Source organism: Noviluteimonas lactosilytica (assembly GCF_020866925.1).
Taxonomy (GTDB): Bacteria; Pseudomonadota; Gammaproteobacteria; order Xanthomonadales; family Xanthomonadaceae; genus Noviluteimonas; species Noviluteimonas lactosilytica.
The window spans coordinates 680,440-705,294 of the sequence record NZ_JAJGAK010000001.1; the positions used below are offsets into that span (position 1 = coordinate 680,440).

Annotated in this window: 22 protein-coding genes and 1 pseudogene; 10 read left to right on the plus strand and 13 right to left on the minus strand. The window is 66.1% G+C overall.

All coding sequences use genetic code 11. The features are described 5' to 3' along the window. The 4 genes from LK996_RS03420 to LK996_RS03435 form a co-directional block, all read right to left on the minus strand. Entirely contained in the window at window positions 1-369 is a 369-nt protein-coding gene (locus LK996_RS03420) for a DUF423 domain-containing protein (protein WP_230525753.1), read from the minus strand. A gap of 85 nt (window positions 370-454) precedes the next feature. After that, window positions 455-1,528, minus strand: a complete 1,074-nt coding sequence (locus LK996_RS03425; RefSeq protein ID WP_230525754.1) for a polyketide cyclase — start codon at window positions 1,526-1,528, stop codon at window positions 455-457. A 121-nt stretch (window positions 1,529-1,649) separates the two neighbouring features. Then, on the minus strand, window positions 1,650-2,306 hold the full coding sequence (locus LK996_RS03430) for a response regulator (RefSeq protein WP_230525755.1): 657 nt from the start codon (window positions 2,304-2,306) through the stop codon (window positions 1,650-1,652). Then, window positions 2,303-3,580: a sensor histidine kinase gene (locus LK996_RS03435; RefSeq protein WP_425493698.1), complete on the minus strand. Its 1,278-nt coding sequence runs from the start codon at window positions 3,578-3,580 to the stop codon at window positions 2,303-2,305. The genes LK996_RS03430 and LK996_RS03435 overlap by 4 nt, the downstream gene beginning before the upstream one ends. A gap of 145 nt (window positions 3,581-3,725) precedes the next feature. Here LK996_RS03435 and LK996_RS03440 point away from each other — a divergent pair, with 145 nt between their 5' ends. The 7 genes from LK996_RS03440 (at window position 3,726) to LK996_RS03470 (ending at window position 11,393) form a co-directional block, all read left to right on the plus strand. Next, window positions 3,726-4,328: a GNAT family N-acetyltransferase gene (locus LK996_RS03440; RefSeq protein ID WP_230525756.1), complete on the plus strand. Its 603-nt coding sequence runs from the start codon at window positions 3,726-3,728 to the stop codon at window positions 4,326-4,328. After that, the gene (gene minC / locus LK996_RS03445; RefSeq protein WP_230525757.1) at window positions 4,325-5,101 is read left to right on the plus strand and encodes a septum site-determining protein MinC; all 777 of its coding nucleotides are present in this window, start codon (window positions 4,325-4,327) and stop codon (window positions 5,099-5,101) included. Before LK996_RS03440 ends, minC begins: the two co-directional genes overlap by 4 nt. A gap of 36 nt (window positions 5,102-5,137) precedes the next feature. After that, window positions 5,138-5,947 carry a septum site-determining protein MinD gene (gene minD / locus LK996_RS03450; protein WP_230525758.1) on the plus strand — a complete coding sequence of 270 codons (810 nt, stop codon included), beginning with the start codon at window positions 5,138-5,140 and terminating at the stop codon, window positions 5,945-5,947. Window positions 5,948-5,950: 3 nt separating this feature from the next. Next, a complete protein-coding gene (minE, locus tag LK996_RS03455; RefSeq protein WP_156641446.1) occupies window positions 5,951-6,214 on the plus strand; it encodes a cell division topological specificity factor MinE in 264 nt (87 codons plus the stop codon). A 4-nt stretch (window positions 6,215-6,218) separates the two neighbouring features. Continuing rightward, window positions 6,219-6,713 carry a hypothetical protein gene (locus tag LK996_RS03460; protein WP_230525759.1) on the plus strand — a complete coding sequence of 165 codons (495 nt, stop codon included), beginning with the start codon at window positions 6,219-6,221 and terminating at the stop codon, window positions 6,711-6,713. A 163-nt stretch (window positions 6,714-6,876) separates the two neighbouring features. Further along, the gene (locus tag LK996_RS03465) at window positions 6,877-7,770 is read left to right on the plus strand and encodes an ABC transporter ATP-binding protein (protein ID WP_230525760.1); all 894 of its coding nucleotides are present in this window, start codon (window positions 6,877-6,879) and stop codon (window positions 7,768-7,770) included. Next, the gene (locus LK996_RS03470; RefSeq protein WP_230525761.1) at window positions 7,767-11,393 is read left to right on the plus strand and encodes an ABC transporter permease/M1 family aminopeptidase; all 3,627 of its coding nucleotides are present in this window, start codon (window positions 7,767-7,769) and stop codon (window positions 11,391-11,393) included. The genes LK996_RS03465 and LK996_RS03470 overlap by 4 nt, the downstream gene beginning before the upstream one ends. 62 nt (window positions 11,394-11,455) lie before the next feature. On the opposite strand, the gene LK996_RS03475 is transcribed toward LK996_RS03470, so the two are convergent. The 5 genes from LK996_RS03475 to LK996_RS03495 all read right to left on the minus strand — a co-directional run bounded on the left by LK996_RS03475 (window position 11,456) and on the right by LK996_RS03495 (window position 18,857). Further along, the gene (locus LK996_RS03475) at window positions 11,456-13,891 is read right to left on the minus strand and encodes a matrixin family metalloprotease (protein WP_230525762.1); all 2,436 of its coding nucleotides are present in this window, start codon (window positions 13,889-13,891) and stop codon (window positions 11,456-11,458) included. Then, a complete protein-coding gene (locus LK996_RS03480) occupies window positions 13,891-14,532 on the minus strand; it encodes a hypothetical protein (RefSeq protein ID WP_230525763.1) in 642 nt (213 codons plus the stop codon). Before LK996_RS03480 ends, LK996_RS03475 begins: the two co-directional genes overlap by 1 nt. A 141-nt stretch (window positions 14,533-14,673) precedes the next feature. Then, on the minus strand, window positions 14,674-15,327 hold the full coding sequence (locus LK996_RS03485; protein WP_230525764.1) for a response regulator: 654 nt from the start codon (window positions 15,325-15,327) through the stop codon (window positions 14,674-14,676). After that, complete coding sequence (locus tag LK996_RS03490) at window positions 15,308-18,340, minus strand: sensor histidine kinase (protein WP_230525765.1); 3,033 nt, start codon at window positions 18,338-18,340, stop codon at window positions 15,308-15,310. Before LK996_RS03490 ends, LK996_RS03485 begins: the two co-directional genes overlap by 20 nt. Window positions 18,341-18,491: 151 nt before the next feature. Beyond that, on the minus strand, window positions 18,492-18,857 hold the full coding sequence (locus tag LK996_RS03495) for a hypothetical protein (RefSeq protein WP_230525766.1): 366 nt from the start codon (window positions 18,855-18,857) through the stop codon (window positions 18,492-18,494). Between the two features lie 139 nt (window positions 18,858-18,996). Between LK996_RS03495 and LK996_RS03500 the strand changes: the two genes are divergently transcribed. Genes LK996_RS03500 through LK996_RS03510 form a run of 3 tightly spaced genes read left to right on the plus strand, consistent with a single transcriptional unit; the run spans window position 18,997 to window position 20,320 of the window. Continuing rightward, window positions 18,997-19,479, plus strand: a complete 483-nt coding sequence (locus tag LK996_RS03500; protein WP_230525767.1) for a hypothetical protein — start codon at window positions 18,997-18,999, stop codon at window positions 19,477-19,479. Further along, on the plus strand, window positions 19,476-19,778 hold the full coding sequence (locus tag LK996_RS03505) for a putative quinol monooxygenase (RefSeq protein WP_230525768.1): 303 nt from the start codon (window positions 19,476-19,478) through the stop codon (window positions 19,776-19,778). The genes LK996_RS03500 and LK996_RS03505 overlap by 4 nt, the downstream gene beginning before the upstream one ends. A 23-nt stretch (window positions 19,779-19,801) precedes the next feature. Next, on the plus strand, window positions 19,802-20,320 hold the full coding sequence (locus LK996_RS03510; RefSeq protein WP_230525769.1) for a hypothetical protein: 519 nt from the start codon (window positions 19,802-19,804) through the stop codon (window positions 20,318-20,320). Between the two features lie 19 nt (window positions 20,321-20,339). Here the strand turns inward: LK996_RS03510 and dbpA are convergent, their stop codons facing one another. The 4 genes and pseudogenes from dbpA to LK996_RS03530 all read right to left on the minus strand — a co-directional run bounded on the left by dbpA (window position 20,340) and on the right by LK996_RS03530 (window position 24,835). Then, window positions 20,340-21,731 carry an ATP-dependent RNA helicase DbpA gene (gene dbpA, locus LK996_RS03515; protein WP_230525770.1) on the minus strand — a complete coding sequence of 464 codons (1,392 nt, stop codon included), beginning with the start codon at window positions 21,729-21,731 and terminating at the stop codon, window positions 20,340-20,342. Window positions 21,732-22,112: 381 nt separating this feature from the next. Continuing rightward, entirely contained in the window at window positions 22,113-23,084 is a 972-nt protein-coding gene (locus tag LK996_RS03520; RefSeq protein ID WP_230525771.1) for a DUF1214 domain-containing protein, read from the minus strand. Window positions 23,085-23,206: 122 nt separating this feature from the next. Beyond that, window positions 23,207-23,359: pseudogene (locus LK996_RS16560) on the minus strand (carboxylesterase); the annotation flags it as partial. Further along, window positions 23,360-24,835, minus strand: a complete 1,476-nt coding sequence (locus tag LK996_RS03530; protein ID WP_230525772.1) for an arylsulfatase — start codon at window positions 24,833-24,835, stop codon at window positions 23,360-23,362. Window positions 24,836-24,855 lie beyond the last annotated feature (20 nt).

Below are 24,855 nucleotides of genomic sequence, written 5' to 3' on the forward strand. Positions count from 1 at the left end.
TCAGCGTCGCAGCGAATAGAGGGCAAGCATCAGCCAGCCGGCGATCGCGAGCATGCCACCGATCGGCGCCAGCGCGGTCGAGGCATGCGCGAACACGGCGCCGACTAGGCTGCCCGCGAACAGCAGCGTGCCCGCCATCAACGCGATCAGCGAGAGGCCGCCGAACCAATGCGCGCCGTGGCGTGCGAGCGCCGCGAGCGCAAGGCCGTGGCCGAAGGCGAACAGCGTCGCAGTGATCAAGCGTTCGCGCGCCTGCGGTTCGAGCACCGCGTGCGCGGCGTAAGCCGACAGCGCGACCGCGGCGGCTGCGAACAACGCGCCCGCGAATCCCGCGAGGCGAATGGTGGCGTTGCGTTCTCCGGTGCGCATGCGTGTCCTCCGTTTGCGTCCCCCTGAAACGACGAACGCCGCATGGGCGGCGTTCGTCTTGCAACTTGCAGCTTGTCGCGAAAGCTTACTTCAGCTGCCACATGAGCTGGTAGGTGCCTTCGTCGGTGAAGCCCGAATCGACGCCGTTGGTCCAGATTTCGAACGGACGGCCCGTGGTCTCGTAACCGCGCGTCATCGTCCAGGCGCGCAGCGAATCGCGGATCTTCGCCAGGTTGATCATGTGGCCGGTGAAGCCGGCGGTGGCGAAGCGCGCGGGCTGCGTGCGCACGAACTGCACCTGCTGCTCGAGCTTCGGCGCCGGGATCTCCGTGGCCGGGCCCGTCTCGCCCTTCTTGCGCACCGGCAACGCGGTGTCGAAGGAGTAGGCGTCGGCGGCGAATTCGGTGGTGATCACGCGCACGGGGCCGGCGGCTTCGAGGCCGTTGGCGTCCATGACCTTCTTGATCCACTGCAGGTTGGCGTTCATCGCCTGCTGGATCTTGTCGGGGTCGCGTTCGACGGTGGCCGGGGCGAACAGCAGGTTCTCGGCCGGCAGTTCGACGACCTTCGGCAGGTTCGCCGGATCCTTGCGGCCGAAGTCGGAGGCGTAGTCGTAGTTCGGGATGCCGGCGAGGTTGTTCACCAGCTTGCCGAGGCCGAGCTTGATGTCGTCGCCGACGGAGTGGATGTACAGGCCCTTGTAGCGGCCCATCAGATCCCAGCCGTAATCGACGTCATACGTCTGCGTGATTTCGACGTTGCGGTTGTTGCGACCGGTCGGCTTCAGGGTGAAGACCGCCTTCTTGTTGGTGCCGCGCGTTTCGTCGGTGATGTCGTATTCGAGGCGATTGCCTTCCGCCTTCGTCAACGTCCACTTCCCGGTGCCGACCTGCTTGTCGTTCGACGCGTATTGGAAGCCGGCGCCCTGGCCCGAATCGGGGCCGAAGAACGTCCACTCCATGCGCGGGTCCTTCAGCGCAAGGACGTTCCAATCCTTGAAACGGCGCGGGCTGCTCAGCGTGTCGCGCACGATCGTCATCTTGCGATTCGTTTCGACGCTTTCCTGCACGTGACGCGAGGACGGCAGCACGATGCCGATGATGACGAACAGCGCGGCGACGATCGCCAGGGAAATCAGGATCTCGATCAAACGGGTCATTCGGTAACTCTCCAGACCGGGCCGCCACCGGGCGGGCCGCACAGACCGGCGATGCTAGCAGCCGGCGGGCCTTCCCTGCCAGCGGCCGCTTGGCAAAAAGATGGGCTTGCGAAGCGGGGATTCAGACGAGCTGCAGCTCGAAGGCCTTCAGCACGGCACGCGTGCGATCGCGCACGCCGAGCTTCGACAGGATGTTGGACACATGGTTCTTGATCGTGCCCTCGGCCACGCCAAGCGAATTGGCGATCTCCTTGTTGGAGAAGCCGCTGGCCATCAGGCGCAGGATCTCGGTTTCGCGGTCGGTGAGCGGGTCCGGACGGTCGAGGCTCACGAAATCGTTGCGCATGTGTTCCAGGCCCGACAGCAGGCGCTGGGTCACGGCCGGCTGCACCAGCGAGCCGCCGGCGGCGACGGTCTGGATGGCGCCGACGAGTTGTTCGAGCGTCACGTCCTTCAGCAGGTAACCCTTCGCGCCGGCCTTGAGGCCGGCAAGGACGAGCTGGTCGTCGTCGAAAGTCGTGAGGATGATGGTTGGCGGCAGGGTATTCGTGCGGCCCAGCGCCTGCAGCGCCTCCAGGCCCGACATCACCGGCATGCGCATGTCCATGAGGACCACGTCGGGCTGGACCTGCGGAATCATCTCGACGGCCTGCTTGCCGTCGCCGGCCTCGGCGACGACTTCCATGCCCGGGGCGAGGGCCAGCAGCGAACGGATGCCCTGCCGCACGAGGGTCTGGTCGTCGACCAGGCAGATGCGGATGGTGCCGGTGCTGTTCATGACGCGGTGGCTCCTTCGGGGGTGGTTTCGCCGCCTTCGGGCGGGTTCGAGGGGTTGGACAGCGGCGCGTTCGCGCCGTTCGGGATCGTTCCGCCCAGGGCGATGGGGGAAATGGTGGTCGGTACCGCCAGGCGAAGGCGGAAGCCCGCGCCGGGCCGGCAATCGACCTGCAGTTCGCCGCCGTGCTGGGCCAGGCGCTCGCGCATGCCGCGCAGGCCGTTGCCGGGGATGAGCGCTTCGGCGCCCGCGCCGTCGTCGCGCGCTTCGATGACGATGCCGCCGTCGATGCGCCGCGCGTCGATCCACAGGTTGTGCGCGCCGGCGTGGCGCACGGCGTTGGTGATGATTTCCTGCGTGCAGCGCAGCAGCACGTGCGCGCGCTCGGGATCCTCGAGGGTCAGCGGCTCCTCGATGTCCATGTGGATCGCGAGCGAAGGCACGTTCTCGGCGAGCGGACGCAATGCGGCGCCGAGGTCGATCGATCCGCCCTCGCGCAGCTGGCTCACCGCTTCGCGCACGTCGGTCAGCAACAGGCGCGCGAGCGTATGCGCCTGCTGCACGTGTTCCTTGACGCGGCCTTCGGAGAGATGGCCGGCGACTTCGAGGTTCAGGCTCAGTGCGGTGAGGTGATGGCCGAGCAGGTCGTGCAGTTCGCGCGAGATGCGCGTGCGCTCGTTGACGCGTGCGCTTTCGGCGAGCAGCGCACGCGTCGCGCGAAGTTCGGAGTTCAGGCGGCGTTGTTCCTCGCGCGCTTGCGCCTGCTGCCGCGCGACCAGGCTGGTGACGAACACGAATCCGGAGAAACCTGCATACAACACGGATTGCATGAGCGCTTCGAGCAGCGGGAAGTTCAACCCGTGCACGAACACCGGCACGACGGCGAGCTGGCTGAGGACCAGCCACGCCACGCCCAGCGGGAGCGGGAGCAGCCACGGCAGCACGCACGCGGCCACCATCAGCAGCACGCTGCCCAGGCCGCTCTCGTTCCAGTAGCTCACGCCCACCGCGGCGAGCGTGAGGATGAGCAGGAGTGCGAAGTCGCCCACGGTCCGGCGCCGCACCCCCAAACCGCGCGTCAGCCAGGCGTAACTGACCCCGAACGCGAAGTACGACACCCACCCCTGCCAGGGCATCGGGCGCAGGGCGAGCGCTTCCTCCGCCCCCTCGCCGAACAAGGGGACGAGCCACGAATACAACAGGGGCAGGCTGACGACGGCCCAGGTGAACAGGCCGGCATAGCGGAGCAGGCGGTCGTGGCCGAATCTGGCGAACATGCCCAATCCTAGCCCTCTTCACCACCCACGGCGGGGAGCCGAAAGTCATGCCCCCGGCACGTCGGTGCGTGCGATAATCCGCGCCAGCGCCGGGGGGCAGCGCTCCCCCGCCCTTTGCAGAGCAGAAGAAAGACCGGAGTCTTCAATGTCGATTGTTGTCCGCGACGTGCGCGAGCACGAGCTGGATTCCGTCCTTGCCCTCAACAACGCCGCTGGCCCCGCGATCCTGCCGCTCGATGCGGCAAAACTCCGCAGCTTCTTCGATTCCGCCGAATATTTCCGCGTCGCCGAGCGCGACGGAACGATCGCCGGCTTCCTCGTCGGCTTCGGATCGGATGCGGCGCACGACAGCGACAACTTCGCGTGGTTCCGCGGGCGCAGTGCGTCGTTCTTCTACATCGACCGCATCGTGGTCGCGAGCCGCCGTCGTGGCGGCGGCGTCGGCCGCGCGTTGTACGCCGATGTGCAGAGCTACGCCGAACTGCGCTTCCCGCAGCTCGCGTGCGAAGTGCTGCTCGAGGAAGGCACCGACCACGCGCTGCTGTTCCATGGCTCGTTCGGCTTCCGCGAAGTCGGCCAGAACGTCATGCACAACGGCCACCGCGCCTCGATGCTGATGAAGGACCTGTGCTCCTACGCCTGGGTGCGCGACACCTACGGCGACGCCCTCCCCACCGCGTCCTGGATGCCGATGCCGCGCCCGCAATCGCGCGCCGTCCCGCATCGCCCGACCGGGACCTGCGCGTGAGCTCGGCCATTGATTACGAACAGGCAGGCGAACTCAAGATCGGCCAGGTCGGCATCGCCAACCTGCGCGTGCGCACGCTCGACGTCGCGCAGCTCGCCGCCGAAATGCGCGACCGCGTGCAGCGCGCGCCGAAGCTGTTCGAACGCGCCGCGGTGATCCTCGACTTCGGCGGGCTCACGAAGACCCCCGACGCCGCCACCGCGCGCAAGCTCGTCGAAGGCCTGCGCGAAGCGGGCGTGCTGCCCGTCGCGCTGGCCTACGGCACGCGCGAGATCGAGGAACTCTCGGTCGCGATCGGCCTGCCGCTGCTCGCGAAATTCCGCGCGCAATACGAACGCACCGGCGATGCGCCCGTCGAACAGGCGCCGCCGCCGCAACGCGTCGCCGCGAAGGCGGCCGCACCTGAACCTCCGCCCGCGCCCGCCGCATCGCAGCAAGCTTCCGCGCCCGGCATGATGCAAGCTTCGCCGGTTCGCAGCGGGCAGCAGGTGTACGCGGAGAACAGCGACCTCACCGTGCTCGCCACCGTCGGCGCAGGCGCGGAAGTGATCGCCGACGGCTCCATCCACATCTACGGTGCGCTGCGCGGTCGTGCCCTCGCCGGTGCGCAAGGCAACGAGAAGGCGCGGATCTTCTGCCGCGAATTCCACGCCGAGCTGGTCGCCGTCGCGGGTCACTACAAGGTGCTGGAAGACATTCCGAAGGACCTGCGCGGCAAGGCCGTGCAGGTGTGGCTCGACCAGGGGCAGCTCCGCATCGCGGCGCTGGACTGATACAACAACAAGAATTAGAACCTCGGAGGACATCACTTGGCCGAAATCATCGTAGTCACCAGCGGCAAGGGCGGCGTGGGCAAGACCACGACCAGCGCGAGCCTGGCCTGCGGCCTGGCGCGCCACGGCAAGAAAGTTGCCGTCATCGACTTCGACGTCGGCCTGCGCAACCTCGACCTGATCATGGGATGCGAGCGCCGCGTGGTGTACGACTTCGTCAACGTGATCCACGGCGAAGCCTCGCTCAAGCAGGCGCTGATCAAGGACAAGCGCTTCGACACCCTCCACGTGCTGGCCGCTTCGCAGACGCGCGACAAGGACGCGCTCGCGAAGGAAGGCGTCGAGAAGGTGTTGAAGGAACTCGCCGACGAAGGTTTCGACTACATCGTGTGCGACTCGCCGGCCGGCATCGAGAAAGGTGCGTTCCTCGCGATGTATTTCGCCGACCAGGCGATCGTCGTGGTGAATCCGGAAGTGAGCTCGGTGCGCGACTCCGACCGCATCCTCGGCCTGCTCGCGTCGAAGACGCGCAAGGCGGAGAACGGCGAGCGCGTGAAGGAATTCCTGCTGCTCACGCGCTACAGCCCCGGCCGCGTGGAAAATGGCGAAATGCTTTCGATCACCGACGTCGAGGAAGTCCTCGGCCTCAAGACCATCGGCGTCATCCCCGAATCCGGCGACGTGCTCAACGCGTCGAACAAGGGCGAGCCGGTGATCCTCGACATGGAATCCAACGCAGGCCAGGCCTACGACGATGCCGTCGCGCGCCTGATGGGCGAGGAACGCCCGATGCGCTTCACCCAGGCCGAGAAGAAGGGATTCTTCAGCAAGCTGTTCGGAGGTTGACGCATGTCCATCTTCGACTTCCTCAAGCCCAAGAAGAACACCGCCGCGGTCGCCAAGGATCGCCTGCGCATCATCATCGCGCAGGAACGCAGCGCACACGGTGGTCCCGATTACTTGCCCCTCCTCCGTCGCGAGTTGCTGGAGGTGATCCGCAAGTACGTCAACGTCGACGCGGAAGCAGTGAAGGTCGACGTGGTCAAGGACGGCGAACACGACGTGCTGGACATCTCGGTGGCCCTGCCGGAGGAACGCGCGGCGGTGGGCTGACGCCGTGTCGGTCCTGACGCTGGGCGACATCGAGCGCAGCGAAGTGGCTGCGCTGCTCGGTGCGTACGGGTTGCAACTGGTGCACGTCGACGACGGCGCACCGATTCCAGGCAGCTACTGGGGCGAGCCCGAAGCCGGGCTCGTCGGCGCGACCGTGTACGCGCGCGACGACACCCCGATGCATTCGTTGCTGCACGAAGCGGCACACCTGATCGTGCTGCCGCCGGAAAAGCGCGCGGCGGTGCATACCGATGCAACGGACTCCATCGCCGAAGAAGATGCGGTGTGCGTGCTGCAGTCACTGCTGGGGGATGCGATCCCCGGCGTCGGCGCAGCGCGCGTGTTCGCGGACATGGATGCGTGGGGTTACACGTTCCGCCTCGGCTCCGCGCGCGCGTACGTCGAGCAGGATGCGACCGAGGCGTGGGAATGGCTCGCCGAGCGCGGGTTGATCGACCTTCGGTCGAAGTCGCTGACGATGCCCCAGGTCTGCGCGTAGGAGCAAAACAAGGGCCAGCAAAAACAGGGGTCAGAGCGCTATTTCGCTGAAATAGTGCTCTGACCCCTGTTTTTGCCTGTTTTGCTGCCCCATCCGCGTTGCGAGTAGTCACGGTGACGTTCGTCACTTCGCGGGCTCGACGCGTTCGCCCCATCTTGGCGGCATGCAACTGACCCTCCGCGACATCTGCAAGACCTATCCGAACGGCGTGCAGGCGTTGACGAATGTCAGCCTGACGATCCCGGTCGGCATGTACGGCCTGCTGGGACCCAACGGCGCCGGCAAGTCGACGTTGATGCGCACGCTGGCGACGCTGCAGGAAGCCGACAGCGGCACTGCCATGCTCGGCGACATCGACGTGTTGCAGTGCAAGGACGACGTGCGCAGGACGCTGGGCTACCTGCCGCAGGAGTTCGGCGTGTATCCGCATGCCAGCGCCCTCTCGCTGCTCGATTACTTCGCGGTGTTGAAGGGCATCGGCGGTCGTGGTGCGCGTCGCGACGTGGTCGAGTCGCTGCTGCACCAGGTGAACCTGTGGGACGTGCGCCATCAAAAGCTGCGCGGCTACTCCGGCGGCATGCGGCAGCGCTTCGGCGTGGCCGTCGCGCTGCTGGGCAATCCGAAACTGCTGATCGTCGACGAGCCCACCGCGGGGCTCGATCCGGCCGAGCGCGTGCGCTTCCTCAACCTGCTGAGCGCGCTCGGCGAAACCAGCGTCGTCATCCTCTCCACGCACATCGTCGAGGACGTCTCGGAGTTGTGCACGCGCATGGCGATCATCGATCGCGGCCGCATCCTGCTCGAGGCCGAGCCGCTGCAGGCGGTGACGGACATCCGCGGTCGCATCTGGCGTCGCGTGGTCGCGCGGGATGAACTGCCCGCCGTGCAACGCGACCACGGTGTGATTTCGACGACGCTGCTCGGCGGACGCACCGTCGTGCACGTGTACGACCAGGCGTTGCCCGGCGCCGGCTTCGAAGCCGTCGAACCCGACCTGACCGACGTGTACTTCAGCACCATGGCCGGGCACATCGGCCAGCATCGCGCGCTCGCATGAAGCTCGGCACGATCTTCCGGTTCGAACTCGCCTACCAATTGCGTCGCGTTGCCACGTGGCTGTATTTCGTCGCGCTGTTCTGGGTGGCGTGGAGCATCATCCAGGGCAACTACGTCGACGACGCGCGCAACGGGTGGATGTTCCTCAATTCGCCGTTGGTGATCGCGTCGACGACGGTGGTGTGTTGCTTGTTGTGGTTGTTCGTCGGTGCGTCGGTCGCCGGTGACGCCGCGTCGCGCGACATCGAATCGGGCATGCATCCGCTCGCCTACACCGCGCCGGCCAGCAAGTTCGAATACCTGGCCGGGCATTTCCTGGCCGCCTTCGCGCTCAATGCGCTGATCCTGCTGGCGGTGCCGGCAGGGATGTTGCTCGGCATGCATTGGCCCGACGTGGAGCCGGAAATCCTGGGCGAATGGCGGCCCGCCGCGTTCGTGCTCGCGTACCTGGCGATCGCGCTGCCGAACGTGTTCATCGCCACGGCGGTGCAGTTCGCGTTCGCGGCGCTCGGTCGTCGCGCGATCGTCGCTTACTTCGGCAGCGTGGTGGTGTTCTTCGCATCGATGGGCCTGGCGACGTTCGTCGCGACGGTGCTGCACCAGCAGGACCTCGCGCGATGGCTCGACCCGATCGGCATGAAGACGATCCTCAGCGATCTCTCGGACACGTGGACCACGACCGAGGTGAACACGCGCCTCGTCGGCTTGCAGCCCGTCTTGATCGTCAACCGCCTGGTGTGGCTGTGCGTGGGCGCCGCGGTGCTCGCGTGGACGTATCGACGCTTCCGCCTCGCGCATCCGGCGGAGGGTCGCCGCGCGCGTCGGCGCAAGGCACGGGCTGCGCTGCAGGAACAGACGACGGCGACTTCGATGGTCTCGCGACCGATCGAGATGTTCTCGCTCGCCGTCGATCGTCGCTTCGGCATGGCGACGCACCTGCGCCAGTTGCGCGCCGTCACCTCGCGATCGTTGCGCACGCTCGCGAAGGGTTGGACCGTGTTCGCGCCGCTGATCGCGATCGCCTTGCTCACCTGCGTCGCGGTGCCTGCGCGCATGGAGTTCGTCGGCGTCCCGTTGCTGCCGCGCACCGAACATGTGCTGACCTTCCTGACGGCCGCGCTCGCCAATCCCGCCAACCGCGTCTGGATGATCGTGCCGTTGCTGATCCTCTTCTACGCCGGCGAACTCGTGTGGGGCGAACGCGATGCGCGCATGGGCGAGATCAGCGGCGCCGCGCCGGTGCCGGACTGGGTGTACTTCCTCGGGAAGTTCCTCGCGCTCGCGTTGCTGCTCGTCGCGTGGATGGTCGTGCTGGGCGTTGCGGGAATCATCGGCCAGGCCGTGTTGGGCTACACGCACTTCGAGATCGGCGTCTACGCCCGGGTGCTGCTCGGACTGCAACTGACCGACTACCTGCTGTTCGCGCTGCTCGCGCTGACGGTGCACGTGGTGGTGAACCAGAAACACCTCGGCACGCTGGCGGCGCTCGCGTTGTATGCGCTGATCGCGTTCGCGCCGCTGCTCGGCATCGAGCACAAGCTGCTGGTGTTCGGCGCCAGCCCGGACTGGTCGTACTCGGACATCCGCGGTTTCGGTGCATCGCTGCTGCCGTGGCTGATGTTCAAGGCCTGGTGGATCGCGTGGGCGGTGCTGCTGGCAGTGCTTGCGCGGCTTGCCTGGGTGCGCGGCCGCGAGTGGGACGTCGGTGCGCGACTGAAGCTCGCGCGCACGCGCCTGACGCGACCGACCGCGACCGTCGCCGCGTTGGCAGGGATCGCGGCGCTGGGTCTCGGTGCGAGCCTCTTCTACAACACCAACGTGCTCAACCAATACGAGTCGCAGGATGCGCGTCTTGGTAACAGGGCCGCGTACGAACGTCTCTACGCGCGCTACGCGGACGTGCCGCAGCCGCGCGTGGTGGCATCGCGGATGCAGGTCGAACTTCATCCGCAACGACGCGCCGCGGAATTTCGCGGCACTTATCGGCTGGACAATCCGACCACGCAAGCAATCGATGCCGTGCACGTCGCGACCGCGACGGGCGATGGCATCGCCACGCGCAGCGTCGTCTTCGACCGGCCCGCAACGACGCTGCTGGACGACGCCCTGCTCGGCCATCGCATCTACAAGCTCGCCACGCCGCTGCAGCCGGGCGAATCCATGCAACTCGATTTCGACGTCGACTTCGCGCCGCGCGGTTTCGGCAATCGCGGCGCGGACGACACCGTCGTCGGCAACGGCAGCTGGATCGACACCGCGAACTTCCTGCCGACCATCGGCTACCAGCCCACGCGCGAATTGCGCGAAGCCGGCGACCGGCTCACGCAGGGCCTGCCCGCGCGTCCGCTGGTGCCGGTGCTGGAAGACATGCGGGCACGCAACGAAGCGCCCGGCGACATCGGCATCCAGTTCGACGCCATCGTCGGCACCGACGACGACCAGGTCGCGATCGCGCCGGGCGCATTGCGCCGCAGCTGGAGCGACAACGGTCGCCGCTACTTCCACTACGCCAGCAACGCGCCGATCCGCGAACACGTTCGGTTCTTCTCGGGCCGTTACGCGGTGCGTCGCGCGCAATGCCACGGCGTGGCCGTCGAAGTGTTCCACCACCCGACGCACGACAGCATCGTCGGGGACATGGCGCGCAGCGCATGCGCTTCGCTCGCGCTCTACACGCGGCTTTTCGGCCCTTACCCGCATCGCACGATGCGCCTGGTCGAGAACGCCATGGGCGACATCGGCGCGCACGCCGAGCCCAGCCTCGTGGATTACGGCGACGGCTTCTCGTTGCTGGATCCGGCGCGCGAATCCGGCGGCCTCGACCTGGTGTTCGTCGTCACCGCGCATGAAGTCGCGCACCAGTGGTGGGGCCAGAAGCTCGCGCCGGCACGCGTGGAAGGCGCCGGCCTGCTCGTCGAAAGCCTCGCGACGTATTCGGCCACGCAGGTCGTCGAACAGTCGCTCGGCCCCGACCAGTTGCAGGCCTACCTGGACATGATGCGCCGCGAATTCCAGGTGCCGCGTTCGCGCGCATCGCCGCCGCTGCTGCGTGCCTTCGACCAGTTCCTGAACTACCGCAAGGGCCCGTTGGCGATGTATGCGCTGAGCCAGTATGTCGGCCGCGACAACATCAATCTCGCGCTGCGCCGCCTGCTCGAAGCGCATCCGCCCGGCCACACGCCGCGCGCGACGACGCTCGACTTGTATCGCGAACTGAAGGCGGTCACGCCCACGCGTTATCGACCGGTGCTGCACGATCTGTTCGCCGCCAACACCTACTGGGAGTTCTCGGCCTCGCAAGCGCGCGCGGTCAAGACAGCCGACGGCCGTTGGCAAGTCACGCTGGATGCGCGCGCGCGCAAGCTTGTCGTCGACGATACCGGCGCGGAGATCGAGCGGCCGCTCGACGAATGGGTCGAGATCGGCGTGTTCACCGGCCCGGCGCGCAGGGAGAACGGCGAGGTGATCCCCGGCAAGCCGATCTACCTTGCGAAGCATCGGATCCACCAGGCAAACCAGGCGATCGTCGTGACGGTCCCGGAAGCGCCGGGTCACGTCGGCATCGATCCCCGCGCGCTGCTGGTCGACGTGAAGCCGCGCGACAACTTCGCGGACATCCGCTGACCGCGTGAAAGCAGGGGCGCCGAAGCGCCCCTGCCTGCCACCCGATGCGAAACACCGGTTCCTCAGTCGAGGAACTCACAGCGCCCGAATTTCGCACCCGCGGCGACCTTGCTCTGCAACCCGCCCGGGAAGCCCGTCAGCACGGACTTGCCCTTTTCGCAGACATAGACCTGGTCGGCTTCGATCATCCAGGAGAACTGCGCGCCGGCGATGCCGCCGACGATCTCGCTGCCCGATGCACTGACCGCCAGCGGATTGTCGAACGGCACGTCCTGCGCTTCGACCACGCCCTGCTTGCGCAGGAACTCGGACATCGTCATCCAGCCCAGGCCTTCGATCCAGATGCCGCCCGAGAAGCCGGTGAAGAAGCTGCCCGCGCGACCGAGGACGATGTCGCCCTTGTCGGTCACCGCCGCGATGGTCATCGGCGCGGTGCCCAGTTCTTCGTACAGGAACTCCTCGGTGTACAGCGCGCAAAGGTCGTCGCCGAAGGACGACGTGAACGGCACATCGCGGCAGTAGCGCAGCCCATCGATGTTGGTGAACGCGTTCTGGCCCGTGCCGCGCATCGCATTCCACAACACCATCTGCTTGCGCGTGCTGCTGTACATCGGCACGCGCGTGCCGTCGTAGTTGGACGCGTACAGATCATCGGCGCCGATCACCTGCTGCAGGTCGATCATCTTGCCTTCGTCGACCCACGCGACCGCCGCCTGGAAGTTCGCGGTGCCGACGATCACGCGGCCGTTGCCGGAGATCCCCGCAGCGCGGGTCCACGGTGGCGCATTGGCGAAGTCGACGTTCAACTCGCGCACGCCGCGCCTGGCATCCCAGACGAACGGCACGGTCTCGCTGTCGCCGAACCCGCATTGCCCGTCGCCATTGCGGTCGACGTAGGCAAAGCCCACCGCCTTGCTCGCCGAGTCGTCGATGTCCCAACCGCTGGCGTTGATGCCGTCGATGTTGCACTTGCCGCCGCTGAGGTCGCCCAGCATCGTCAGGCCGCCGGGCCCGAGGATCGCGGGCGTCCCGACGCCATCACCGTCGGGATCGGCCGACACCAGCGTGCGCTGGCCGTTGCGATCCATCGCGCCGTGGCTGGCGAGGATGCCTTCGGGGAGCAGTTCGAAGCCCTTGTTCCTGTCCCAGAAGAAGCCGGTGTCGATGCCGACCATGCCGGATGCCTTGTGCCCGCTCTTCGACAGCTGCAACAGGTTCGCGGCCACGATCGGCGTGAACTGCACGCCTTTCAGGTAACCGTTGTACGTGATGTCGGCGGTCTTGGTGACGCCGGCCTGCGCCACGATCGGCGTGGCATCGCACGCGACATCGGTCGCCGGATCGTTGCTTTCGGCCGCGTTCCAGTACTCACCCTGCGACATCATCATCTGCGGCGTCGTCGGATAGCCGCCCGACGTGATCTCCTCGATGTGCACGACGTACTGCTGGCCCGGCGTCAGGTTGTGGATCGTGTATCGGCCATCGGGACCGACCATGCCCTGCGTCTGATCGCCCGTCATCGCCGACACCGCATCGCCCATCAGGTTGTTGACGTTGCGCGCGACGACGTTGATGCCGCTGTACTCCGTCGCGCCGTCCTTGAGGTGCAACACGCCAGTGATCGAACCGCGGCTGCTCGCGTAGTCGGCGGTCGGATACAGGTTGGAGATCGCGGCGATGTCGTCGGCGTTGTCCACCGTCGACTGCTCCTGCGCAGCGTCGCCCCATGTGTCGATGAAGGGGAACATCGTCTCCAGCGTCGCCGGATCGGCGGGCGTGGCGCCGAGGCCATCCGGATAGTCGTAGCGATGCACGGGCGCCACGCAGCCTTTGACGCCCGGCTGATACGGCGCGTACGTGTAGCTCTGGTAGATCATCGGACCGTTGACCTGCGAGTGCGACAGGTTCACCGCGTGGCCGAATTCGTGGGTGAACACGCCGGCGATGCGGTTGCCTTCGGTGTCGTCGACCTGCACGGCCCAACCGTTCATCACGGCGGTGGCTTCGATGATGTGGCCCTGGTCGTCGGCCCACTCGGGGAACGCGATGCCGAGCACCGCATCGCGCGGGACGCCGAAGTACTCCTCGAGGATGCTGCCGTCGGTGTCGTACAGCACCCAGAAGCCGTAGCCGTTCTCGACGTTGTAGACCTCGCCCGCGTTGGCGGCGGTCACGTCGGCGATGCCGGTGCGATCGGCGATGGTGCCGGCGATCTGCGCGCGGAAGGTCGACGTCGGCACGCTGCTCCACTGATCGAACGCGAATGCGGTGATCTCGTTCGCGCGCTCGATGGTGATGAACGGCGTGGTGCCGTCGAAGTCGTAAGTGAAGGCGCCACCGCCATCCACGTACACCGGGATGGGGCCTTTGCTGGTGTCCCAGACCAGCGGACGCAATTGGCCCGAGTCCGTCGACAGGTACAGCGGGCCGGCCGCATTGGCGGCGCCGGCAGCGGCGAGCGACAAACCGAGCAACAGGGAAAGTTTCGTCGTGCGCATCACTTCATCTCCCCGTTCTCGATCCAGCGCTTCTCGATCGTGCGACCGACCAGGCCCATGAAGGTGCGCATGTCGACCGGACCGGCCGAGCGGAGCATCGCCTGCTCCTCGCGCGTGAGCAGCTTCGCGTCGATGTCGACGCCTTCGAACAGGCCGGCGTTGTTGAAGTCGTTGACCATGCGTTCGTTGGCCAGCGAGAACTTGCCCTGCGCAAGGCCGACCGTCGTCTGCAGGCCGGTGCGCGACGCGGGGCGGAACAGGAAGGCGACCACGTACTCGCCCTTGCGCCAGGTCGGGAAGGCTTCCGGCGTCATGGCCAGCAACTTGTGGCCGTTGGGATACGCGCGCGGCTCGAGCAGGCCGAACTGGCGGAAGGTGTAATCCTTCTGCGTCTTGATCGTGCCCTTCGCGCTGGCACCGACGGCGATGGTGATCTCGGTGTACGGGACGCCCTTGTCGTCGATCCCGTCGCTGACGTTCTTCACCGTGCCGGCGATGATGCTGTCGGACTGCGAGATCAGGTCGATCAGGTTCTGCTTCTTCAGCTTGGTGGCGTGGGCCACGGGCAATGCCAGCGCCAGCGTCGCGAACGCCAGCACCGCGGCGCGCGAAACGCGCCGGGCCAGAGGGAACAACTTCATCGTCGGTACTCCCTTGCGGAGATGGATGGGTTGTCGCCCCCTGTAGCGACGACGCAACCGTAGGGCGGCACCGGCCACGGAGGCACCGGGCCGGGCCGCAGGAGCCCCTAAGGGTTTCCCTGAGTCAGCGCGATTCGTGACTCAGGTCGACTCGGCCGACACCAGCCCCACCCGGATCGCGAAACGCACCAGCCCCGGCACGTCGTGGATGTCGAGGCGGTCCATCAGCTGCGCGCGATGGCTTTCCACGGTCTTGCCGCTCAGCCCCAGTCGCTGGGCGATGTCGCGCGTGCTGTGGCCTTCGGCGACCAGTTGCAGGATCTCGCGCTGGCGCGGCGTCAGCGGATCCAGCGAGGCGCGATCGGGCGGAGGGCCGCCGGTGCGCAGGTAACCCTGCAGCACCGACTGCGAAATCGCGGGACTCAGGTAAGGCCGGCCCGCGCGGATCGAATCGAGCGCCACGCGCAGTTCGTCGACCGCCGAATCCTTCACCAGGTAGCCTGCCACGCCCGCGCGCAACGCCTGCCCGACGTATTCGGCGCCGGTGTGCATCGACAGGATCAGCACGCGCGTGTGCGGGCTCAGCTTGGGCACGCGCCGCGCGACGTCGAGACCGTTGAGGCCGGGCAGCGTGATGTCGAGCAGCAACACGTCCGGTTGCGTGCGATCGACCAGCGCGAGTGCTTCGTGCCCGTCGCCGCATTCGGCCAGCACCTGCACGTCGACGAAGGTCTGCAGCAATGCGCGCAACCCGGCGCGTACGAGTTGATGATCGTCAGCCAGCAACACGCGCATGGCATTCCCCTTGTTCGATCGGAATGAGTGCGGAGACGTGCGTGCCCTGCCCCGGCGCACTGTCGAGGAAGAACCCGCCGCCCAGTTCGTGCACGCGCTCGCGCATGCCGAACAGGCCGAAGCCGCCGTCGTTGGCGCGCGGCACCGTTGCATCGAAGCCGCGACCGTCGTCGCGCACGTTGATCGCGATGCCGTCGGGCGTGACGGCCACCGCGACCTCGAGCTGCGAAGCCGCGGCGTGACGCAACGCATTGGTGACCGCTTCCTGCACGATGCGGAACACCATGATTTCGCGTTCGATGCCGAGCGCCGGCAAGTCCGGCGCGATCGCGACGCGAATCGGTACGCCGCTGCGGTGCGCGACGGCGTTGAGGTGGCCTTCGAGCGCGGGCGCCAGGCCCATTTCGTCCAGCAGCGGCGGGCGCAGATCGAGCGACAACGCGCGCACTTGCGAGATCAGGCCGTCGACCAGTTGCACGGTGTCGGCGATGCGCGCGTCGGCGCCCTGCGCGGCCGGATCGACGAGCGCGAGTTGCAGGTTGATCTTCGCCGCGGTCAGCGCCTGGCCGAACTCGTCGTGCAGTTCGCGCGCGAGGTGCTTGCGTTCCTCTTCCTTCGCTGCCTCGAGGCGCATGGTCAGCCTGCGCAACTCGCGGTTGTGCCGGCGCAGACCGCGCACGCGCCAACCGAACGCGGCCAACAACGCCAACAGCAAGAGCAACAGCGCCACGGCCTGCACTGCGGACTGCCGCCACCACGGCGGCACGATCGACAACTGCAACGGCGCTGCGCTCGTCCACGCACTGCCGGCGCGACGACCGCGCACCTGCAAGTCGTAACGCCCGGGTGCGAGCGCGTGCAGCGTGAGCTGGCCGCGATCGTCGAGTCCGGTCCACGCAGCGTCTTCGCCCAGGCGATATTGGTATTCGGGATCGCCGCCGTCGTAGCCGAGCACCGCGAACTCGAGCGAGAACGGTTGTCCGAGCGGCACGTCGAGCGCGCGCGTGTTCCATGCGGGCGTTGCGGGTTGTCGATCGATCGGCAGGCCGTCGATCGACGCGATCACGGTGGGCGGCGCTGCATGGCGCGGCGGGCGCACGCCGGGATCGAATGCGAGCACACCTTGCTGCGTGCCCCAATACAGTCGACCGTCGATGGTCGTGACCGCCTTCGGGTTGAACACGGTGGTGGGCAGGCCGTCGACCGGGCCGTAGTTGTCGATGCGCTTGCCCTTGCCTTCGATGCGCGAGAAGCCGCCGCGCGTGGACACCCACAACGCGCCGTCTGGCGCATACGCAAGGGCCATCACCATGTCGTCCATCAGCCCGTCGCTGCGCGAGATGCGCGCGACACCGGAGACGTTGCCGTCGGCGTCCAACATCAATCGATCGAGCCCGCCGCCCGCGGTACCGACCAGCACCGAACCATCCGGCGCTTCGAGCAACGCGCTGACGTGATCGTGGCTCAACGCATGCCCCTCGCCCCGCGCCGCGACGCGCTCGCAGTCCAGGCGCCTGTCGCGCAGCGTGCACACGTTCGCGCCGCCCGAACGCGTGCCCACCCACAACCGCCCACGACGGTCTTCCATCAGCACGGTGACGAAGTCGCTCGACAACGAACGCGCGTTGCCGGGATCGGGACGGAACTGCGCGAACTCGTCGGGCTCCGGGCGATGCAGCATCAAGCCACCGCCGCCGGTACCGACCCACAATCGGCCGCCGCGATCGCGCAGCATCGAGTAGCTGTAGTTCGTCGCTGCTTCGGGGTGCAGGTAGTGGCGGAACGCGCCGGTGCGCGGATTGAATCGATAGACGCCGCCCGACGTCGCGACCCACAGCGTGCCGTCCGCTTCCGCGCGCAGATCCAGCACGCCGTTGATCACGCCGGCTTCGACGCCTTCCGGCAACGGCAGCGGCACGACCTTCCCCGACGGCAACAGATGATCGACGCCGCCGCCGAACGAACCGAGCCACGCACCGCCCGCGCCATCGGGCGCGACCACGTACACGTCCTCGCTGGCCAGGCGCTCGCCTTCCGCGCCCTGCTCGTTCCATTGCCTGATCGCCAGCGACGGCGAACGCATGCGCAGCAACCCGCCGCCGAACGTGCCGACGAACAACCCGCCGTGCGCATCCAGCGCCATCGCGCCTTGATCGACGTGCTGGCCGTCGGGGCCGTCGATGCCGAGCGGCGTGTAGGCGATCTTCCGCCGCGTCGGATCGACCCGATACAACCCGACGCCGAAGGTGCCGACCCACAGCCCGCCATCGGGCGTCGGTTCGATCTCGGTGACGTTGGTCAGCGTGTCGCCCGTGGCGCCGGGGGTGAGTGTCGACGCCTGCAACTCGCGGCCATCGGCGGACAACTGCATCAACCCTTCACGTGTACCGACCCAGATGCGGCCATCGGCATCCTCGGCGACGGTGAACACATCGTCCGGCTCGACGCCGCCGCCCGCGCGCGGAATGCGCTGGAACGATCGCCCCTGGTCGTCGCTGCGATACAGGCCGAGGCCGAGCGTCGCCACCCACAACCGATCGCGACGATCGCGGTAAAGCGCCATGACGAACTCGCCGCCCTTGTTCAACGGCACCGCACGGAAACGCCCCGTCGAAGGGTCGAACAAGTCGAGCCCCGCCTGCGTGCCGACCCACAAGCGACCGCCATCCGCTTCGGCCAGCGCGAACACACCATCGTGGCTCGGTCCGCGATCACCGGCGCCGGTGCGCCAATGCGCGAAGCGCCAATGCGCGCGGTCGAGCAGGTTCAGCCCGCCGGTGATCGTGGCCACCCACAGCCGGCCCTGCCCGTCCTCGAGCAACGAACGGATGCCGTTGCTCGACAACGAGCCGTCGTCCTGGACGCTGTGTTCGAACTTGCGGAAGCGCTGGCCGTCGTGGAGGAACAGGCCTTCGCGCGTGCCGATCCAGAGAAAACCGACGCGATCGCGCAGCACCTCGGTGACGACTTCACTCTGGAAGCTGCGCGCCAACCCGAGCTGGCGGAACTCCATGGCCGACGCCGCGTCGCTCGCGGGCGCGGCAGGCGGTACCTCCGCGCGCGCGGAGGCGCCCGCCAGCAGGAGCAGGCAGCACGCCACCCGACAAGGAAGGGATCCGCGCATGGGCACCGATGTAACCACGAACCCGCGCCTGGTGCAGCGACTACTCCGACGAAAGCAACCAGGCCAGCGCCGGCGCCTCGTCCCCGAAATGCTTCACCCGCATGTTGCGCACGACGCCCGCGAGTTCGGCCGCGCGCGCGTGATCCGGCGGCAGCCCGATCAGCGCGACGTCGGCTTCCTCCAGGCTCGCGGCGGCGATCGCCTTCGACAGGTAGTCCTGCCGACCGGCGCTGTCGCCCGCGTCGCCGAGCGTCGCCTGCGTGTAGTTGGCCAGGATGCGGCGGACGCCGCTGTCGTTGACCGCGGACGCCATGTCGTCGAGCGCGGCCATGCGCGCGGCGTAATCGACCACGCCGGTGTAGCGCAATTCGATCCAGCCTTCGCGGACCGCGATGGTGTGGGTCACCCCATTCCCCTGATGCGTGTCCCCACACGCGTGGGGAGGATCATGCCCGTTTGCGGGGGCGGTGCGATAGGCGTGGCGCGGGTGCGGCCTCCTGCGCCGCCCAATTCCGTCAACCCAATGGAACCCGATGAGGCCTGCCATGAAAAAGCACACGGTCAAGGACATCTCGCTGATCGCATCGATCGCGAGTTGCTTTACCCAGATCGGCGCGCAACTGTTCGCCATCCTCGTCATCGTGCGCACCGCCATTGCAGCCCCGCCCCGCTCCCTCGCGATGTTCGAAGGCGAGTACGGCTACGACAGCAGCCTCTTCTGGCAGACGGTGCCGAACATCACCCTCGCGCTGCTCGTCGTGGCGATCATCGCCAACTGGCGGACCACGCGTCGCAACCTGCTGCTCCTGTCGCTCGCGCTCTTCCTCGCCGGCTCCGCCGTTGCGGCACTCGTCGTGCAGCCTGGTTTCGGGAAGCTGTTGGCCAATGGCTACAGCAACGTCGTCGACGCCACGCTCCAGGGGCATGCAGCCACGTTGTACACGTACGAATGGGGACTCTGGTTCATCGCACTGGCGGCGGGCATGACGCTGCTGGTTGCGCTGTCAAGACCGGTCGCAGCTCGATGAGCAGCGCAGTCGTACTCGTCAGCTATCGTGCGCGCCCGGAATGCACGGAACTCGCCAGGCGCGAAATCGCAAGCCTCATCGCCGCCGTCCAGGCCGTCGAGCCGGATTGCGGCGGCATCACCCTGCTCCAGGATGCAGGCGACCCGACACGCTTCATGCTGATCGAGCATTGGCCGAGCCGGGAGATTTTTTTGGGGCCGCACATGCAGCAACCGCACATCCAATCCTTCATCCAGGGCGCCGGCGCTTTTCTCGAAGGGCCACCGGAGATCTCGTTCTGGCATCCCGTCGGCGCCTGACGACTTATTGCAAAGGAGAGAGCATGTACCTGCCGAAATGGCTTGTTGTGCTGGCGTGTCTATTGATCGTGGCGCTTGCAGCGTGGACCTACCTGTTGGCGTCCGAGCGCAATCCACTCCCGTTCCCAGACCGTGGATCGCGCATTTTCAGCACACCTTCGCCTGAGGCAAAGGAGGCGGTGGTAGCGCTCCTTTCCCGTTATGGCGTCAAGGAGCGGTTCCAGGCCGATAGCAGCGGAATACGCCGTTCGATCATGTGGGACGGGACAATCATCAACCATGCCCCGCCGGACGTTCTGCAAAAGCTCGGTCATGCCTCGGCAAGCATCGGACTCGTCGTGGACGACCCCATTGCAAGCGCCAACGATGCGGCTGAGTTTTTGCGGGCTCGCGGCTTTGAAGCCAAGGTTGTCCTGGACGTTGAACCAGACCTCCCCATCGCGTTCGTCGTGACCAACGCGACATCAAGCACTGTATTGAACTTCCGCAAGCATTTGATTCATTTTCCCAAGCCCACCCCTGTCGAAACACAGCGCGGGTGACGTCAAAGATTGCTTGACCTCAGAGTTCCAGCAGTCGAACACGAAACCGTTTTGCCTTGATGCGGCCTTGCTGGAGCCGCGCCAAGGCGCGTCCGGCGTGGGCGCGCTGGATGGCGACATAGCTGCGCGTGGCGAAGACGTCGATCTTGCCGATCGCATCGCTGGTGAGGCCCGCCTCGCCGGTGAGTGCGCCGACGATATCGCCCGGGCGCAGCTTGTCGGTGCGGCCTGCGTCGATGCGCAGGGTCGCCATCGGGGCGCGGGTCGCGACGTTCTTGCGCAGCAGCGCCAACGGTGGACGGCGCAGGTCGATGCGCAGGCCGAGCGTGTCCCGGATCGCGTTCAGACGCGGTAGTTCGCGGCTCGTGCACAGGGTGGCCGCCACGCCGCCGCGACCGGCGCGGCCGGTGCGGCCGATGCGATGGAGGTACGTGTCGGGGTCGTTCGGGACATCGTGGTTGACCACGGCCCCCAGGTCCTCGATGTCGAGGCCACGCGCCGCCACGTCGCTCGCCACCAGCACGTTGCAGCTGCGATTCGCGAATTGCACCAACACTTCCTCGCGATCGCGCTGCTCCATCTCGCCGTGCAGCGCGAGCGCGGAGAATCCGAGGTGCAACAGCGACGAGACGACCTCCTCCGTATCCCTGCGCATGTTGCAGAACACCAGCGCGTGGTTGGCGCCGTGTTCGATCAGCACACCGGCGAGGGCTGCAGGCTTCTGCGCGGCATCGACCTCGTAGAAGTGCTGCTCGATGGGCGTCGCATCCGCGTGCGCCTCCACGCTGACTTCCCGTGCGTCGCGCATAGTTGCGCGCGCCACGTTTCGCACCGGCTCGGGAAACGTGGCCGAGAACAGCAACGTCTGTCGATCCTTGGGCGCCGCCTTGGCGATTTCGCGAATGGGTTCCTCGAACCCCATGTCGAGCAAACGATCGGCCTCGTCGAGGACCAGCACCCGGACATCGCGCAGGTTCAATGCCTTCTTGCGAAGCAGTTCCTGCACGCGGCCCGGCGTGCCGACCACGACGTGGGGCGCGTGCGTCTCCAGCGAGGCGAGCTGCGGACCGAGCGCAACACCGCCCGTCAGCGTCAGGAGTTTGAGGTTGGGCATGCCCGTGCCGAGCTTGCGGATCTGCTTGGCGACCTGGTCGGCCAACTCGCGCGTCGGACACAGCACGAGCGCCTGCGTGCGAAACAGGCCGAGCTCGACGCGATGCAAGAGCGCGAGACCGAACGCAGCCGTCTTGCCGCTGCCGGTCGGCGCCTGCGCGATCAGGTCATGGCCCGCGAGCAGCAGCGGCAAGCTGCGCGCCTGGATCGGCGTCATGCGCACGTGACCCAGGGCGTCGAGCCCCTGCAGCAGCATGGGTTCGATCGGAAGATCGGTGAATTCGACTGCGTCGTTCATGCGTCACGGGGTGGCGGCGGCCGGGCGGCGAGGATACCAAGGGGCCTGTGGGTGGAGTCCCGGTCATGGCAAAAACAAGCAAGCCCCCAACATTCTTGTCATCTGGGGAGATGACATCGGCGTACACAACATCAGCCCCGGCGTGATCCCTGCATGACCTGCCGTCCGGCATGCTGGCGGCTCGCTTCTGGCCGACGTTCATTCAAGCCGGCGTACACCAAGGCCGCAGGAGTTGGCCCAAATGAAGAAGTTCTTCGTTGCTTGTTGTCTGTTCCTGTGCGTCGCATCCGCCGCCTCCTTGGAACGACAACGACGAGGCATGGATGGTGGTCAGGTCACCCCCATGTCCGAGAACGTATTGCGCAGACAGCTAATCAACGGTTAGTGGGCCGAACTTCGGTGTGCATCGTCGTCGACTGGTACAGCATGGGGGAAAGTCCATTGGCCATCCAGCACGGCTTGGCGCGCGCGATAAAGGCGGACGATGTAGTTCCAGCCAGGAAAGATGGCGAGAAAATTCGAAGCCTTCTCATCGCCGCCGAAATGAATCGTGTAGGTTCCGTCGGCGTCCTTCTTGCCAGTGATGTTGTTGAGCGAAACGGCGTTGGACACTGACTTCTCCATGTAACCGTCACTGTTGTAGATCGTGATCGACCAACACCCATCGACTGGGACGTCCTTGACTTTCAGGACGTACGGCGTCTTTCCGTCGTTCGATGCGGGCGTGACGTTGATGTAGTAGGCCGCGGATTGCGGGCCGCCTGCCCACCCCCCTGCAGTTCCAATGAGATGACGCACAGGGTCGATGTCGTTTTTTGATCCGAACATCTTCGCGCTATCTGGAACAAAAGGTCCCAGGCCGAGGATCGCCTTGCGAATTTCCGCGAGTTGCCGTTGATCCCAATCGGGCAATTCCAACTTTCCTGCAGCGCTCTGCAGCCAACGAATCTGGTCCTGCAGCGCATGTGCTGTTGCAAGGTCATTTGGATCGTCTGGGTTCACCAGCGTGCGAACCGCCAGATACAGATACCGCGTGCCAACGGCGTCCTGCGTAAAGACGTGGTCGCCCTCACTGTAGGTATTGCTGACGATGTAATGGTCCTGGTTGATCGCCCTGAGCGATTGGAACCGTCCTTTCGCATCGGGCATGGTGACAGTCACCGGCGTGGTCAGGTCGAAGACGGCATAGGAAAGCAGGAAGTCACGACTGACGCGCACGACCGGCTGGTTGTCGACGCTGACGGGCTCACGGATGTGCTGGATTCGCCCGTAGAAGCCGTTGTCGGCTCGGAGCTGCAAATAGTGGTCGGTTTCGGCGCGCACGAAATTATCGATGTTGACGGGGGTCGGCATACGAGGCTCCGATGCTTGTGACAAATTTGCCGGCGTCCGCGCTCATCCCATCGGCTGCGGTTCGGGGAACCGCCACGAACCTTCGACAACATCTTTGCGCGGGCGATACATTCGCCATGAGGATTCTCGAACATGTACCCGTCAGCGTCGTAGACGGTGATCGACCAGAACCCATCGACCGGTACGTCCTTGACCCTCAATGTGTGTACGGTTCGCCCGTCGTTCGCGCTCGGAAAGACGGTCTCGTAGATCGCCGCTTCCTCAGCCTCCCGCAACTAACTGGTCGGGTGTAGCGACTCCAACTCCTTCAAGCGCTTCATCGCGTCGGTCTGTTTGATCAGCCCATAGTTGATCGATCCGGCGTTGAGCGAGCTGCCCGCTTGGTATGGGTAATCCATGAAGTCGGAGAAGAACGCCTTGATGGCACCCATCACCGGGACGATCAGCCACATTTGACGTGCGAGGAAATCGATCGCACCGCCGCCATCCTCGAGCCCGCGTTCGTAGGGGTCCATGCGCAGGTTGGCGATCCCTGCCCAGTTCGTGACCGTGCGCGAGCCCGTCGCGATGTTGCCGTGTGCCTGCACGGCGAAGCTCAGCTTCCAGTCCTGGAAGCGCACGGCGTTGAGGTTGCCGCCCTGGTCGAAGTAGAAGATCGAATCGCGCGGGCCCTTCTTCTCCTTGCCCTGGAAGTAGGGCATGAAGTTGAAGCCGTCCAGCTTCACCTTGAACTCCTTCTTCCCGAGCTTGGTCCCCTTCGCGAGTTGCGCTTTGATGTCAGGCGCGCCCGCGGCTGCGCACAATGTCGGGAACATGTCGAGGAGCGAGATCGGATCGTTGTACACGGTGCCCGGCTTGATGACGCCAGGCCAGCGAATTGCCATTGGGATGCGGAAACCGCCTTCCCACGTCGAACCCTTCTCGCCGCGGAACATCGTCATCGCACCATCGGGCCACAATGCGATCTCCGCGCCGTTGTCGGTGGTGTAGACAACGATGGTGTCGTCGTCGATCTTCAACTCGTCGAGCAGCGCGAGCAGTTGGCCCACGTGGCCGTCGTGTTCGACCATGCCGTCGGCATGCAGCCCCTTGCCCGTGACGCCCACCGATTCCTTCTTCAAGTGGGTGAACACGTGCATGCGGGTGGTGTTGAACCAACAGAAAAATGGCGTATCGGCCTTGACGGCGCCCTGGATGAAACTCTTCGCGGCGCCGAGGAATTCCTCGTCGACGGTCGGCATGCGCGCGATGTTGAGCGGGCCGGTGTCCTCGATCTTGCCGCCGGCATGCGAATGGATGACGCCCCGCGGACCGAATTTCTTCTTGAACGCCGGGTCCTTCGGATAGAAGTAGCCCTCCGGCTCCTCCTCTGCATTGAGGTGGTAAAGGTTGCCGAAGAATTCGTCGAAACCGTGGTTGGTGGGCAGGTGTTGATCCTGGTCCCCAAGATGGTTCTTACCGAATTGTCCTGTGGCATAGCCCTGCGATTTCATGGCATCGGCGATGGTGGGCATCCAGTCGGTGATGCCGTGCGGATCGCCGGGCATGCCGATGGTCAGCAATCCGGTACGGAAGGGCTCCTGCCCGAGGATGAAAGACGCCCGACCGGCCGTACAGCTCTGCTGACCGTAGGAGTCGGTAAACAGCGCGCCTTCTTTGGCGATTCGGTCGATGTTCGGAGTTTCGTAGCCCATCAATCCGCGCGTATAGGCGCTGATTTGCGGGATTCCGATGTCGTCGCCGAAGATCACCAGGATATTCGGCTTCTTCT

What these genes read in the sequence shown, in the direction of transcription:
- LK996_RS03475 (WP_230525762.1), bottom strand. Translation starts at nt 13,891, where the DNA reads ATGCGCACGACGAAACTTTCCCTGTTGCTCGGTTTGTCGCTCGCCGCT.
- LK996_RS03465 (WP_230525760.1), top strand. Translation starts at nt 6,877, where the DNA reads ATGCAACTGACCCTCCGCGACATCTGCAAGACCTATCCGAACGGCGTG.
- minE (WP_156641446.1), top strand. Translation starts at nt 5,951, where the DNA reads ATGTCCATCTTCGACTTCCTCAAGCCCAAGAAGAACACCGCCGCGGTC.
- LK996_RS03470 (WP_230525761.1), top strand. Translation starts at nt 7,767, where the DNA reads ATGAAGCTCGGCACGATCTTCCGGTTCGAACTCGCCTACCAATTGCGT.
- LK996_RS03520 (WP_230525771.1), bottom strand. Translation starts at nt 23,084, where the DNA reads ATGCCGACCCCCGTCAACATCGATAATTTCGTGCGCGCCGAAACCGAC.
- LK996_RS03490 (WP_230525765.1), bottom strand. Translation starts at nt 18,340, where the DNA reads ATGGAGTTCCGCCAGCTCGGGTTGGCGCGCAGCTTCCAGAGTGAAGTC.
- LK996_RS03435 (WP_425493698.1), bottom strand. Translation starts at nt 3,580, where the DNA reads ATGTTCGCCAGATTCGGCCACGACCGCCTGCTCCGCTATGCCGGCCTG.
- dbpA (WP_230525770.1), bottom strand. Translation starts at nt 21,731, where the DNA reads ATGAACGACGCAGTCGAATTCACCGATCTTCCGATCGAACCCATGCTG.
- LK996_RS03420 (WP_230525753.1), bottom strand. Translation starts at nt 369, where the DNA reads ATGCGCACCGGAGAACGCAACGCCACCATTCGCCTCGCGGGATTCGCG.
- LK996_RS03500 (WP_230525767.1), top strand. Translation starts at nt 18,997, where the DNA reads ATGAAAAAGCACACGGTCAAGGACATCTCGCTGATCGCATCGATCGCG.
- LK996_RS03425 (WP_230525754.1), bottom strand. Translation starts at nt 1,528, where the DNA reads ATGACCCGTTTGATCGAGATCCTGATTTCCCTGGCGATCGTCGCCGCG.
- LK996_RS03485 (WP_230525764.1), bottom strand. Translation starts at nt 15,327, where the DNA reads ATGCGCGTGTTGCTGGCTGACGATCATCAACTCGTACGCGCCGGGTTG.
- LK996_RS03440 (WP_230525756.1), top strand. Translation starts at nt 3,726, where the DNA reads ATGTCGATTGTTGTCCGCGACGTGCGCGAGCACGAGCTGGATTCCGTC.
- LK996_RS03430 (WP_230525755.1), bottom strand. Translation starts at nt 2,306, where the DNA reads ATGAACAGCACCGGCACCATCCGCATCTGCCTGGTCGACGACCAGACC.
- LK996_RS03480 (WP_230525763.1), bottom strand. Translation starts at nt 14,532, where the DNA reads ATGAAGTTGTTCCCTCTGGCCCGGCGCGTTTCGCGCGCCGCGGTGCTG.
- LK996_RS03510 (WP_230525769.1), top strand. Translation starts at nt 19,802, where the DNA reads ATGTACCTGCCGAAATGGCTTGTTGTGCTGGCGTGTCTATTGATCGTG.
- LK996_RS03505 (WP_230525768.1), top strand. Translation starts at nt 19,476, where the DNA reads ATGAGCAGCGCAGTCGTACTCGTCAGCTATCGTGCGCGCCCGGAATGC.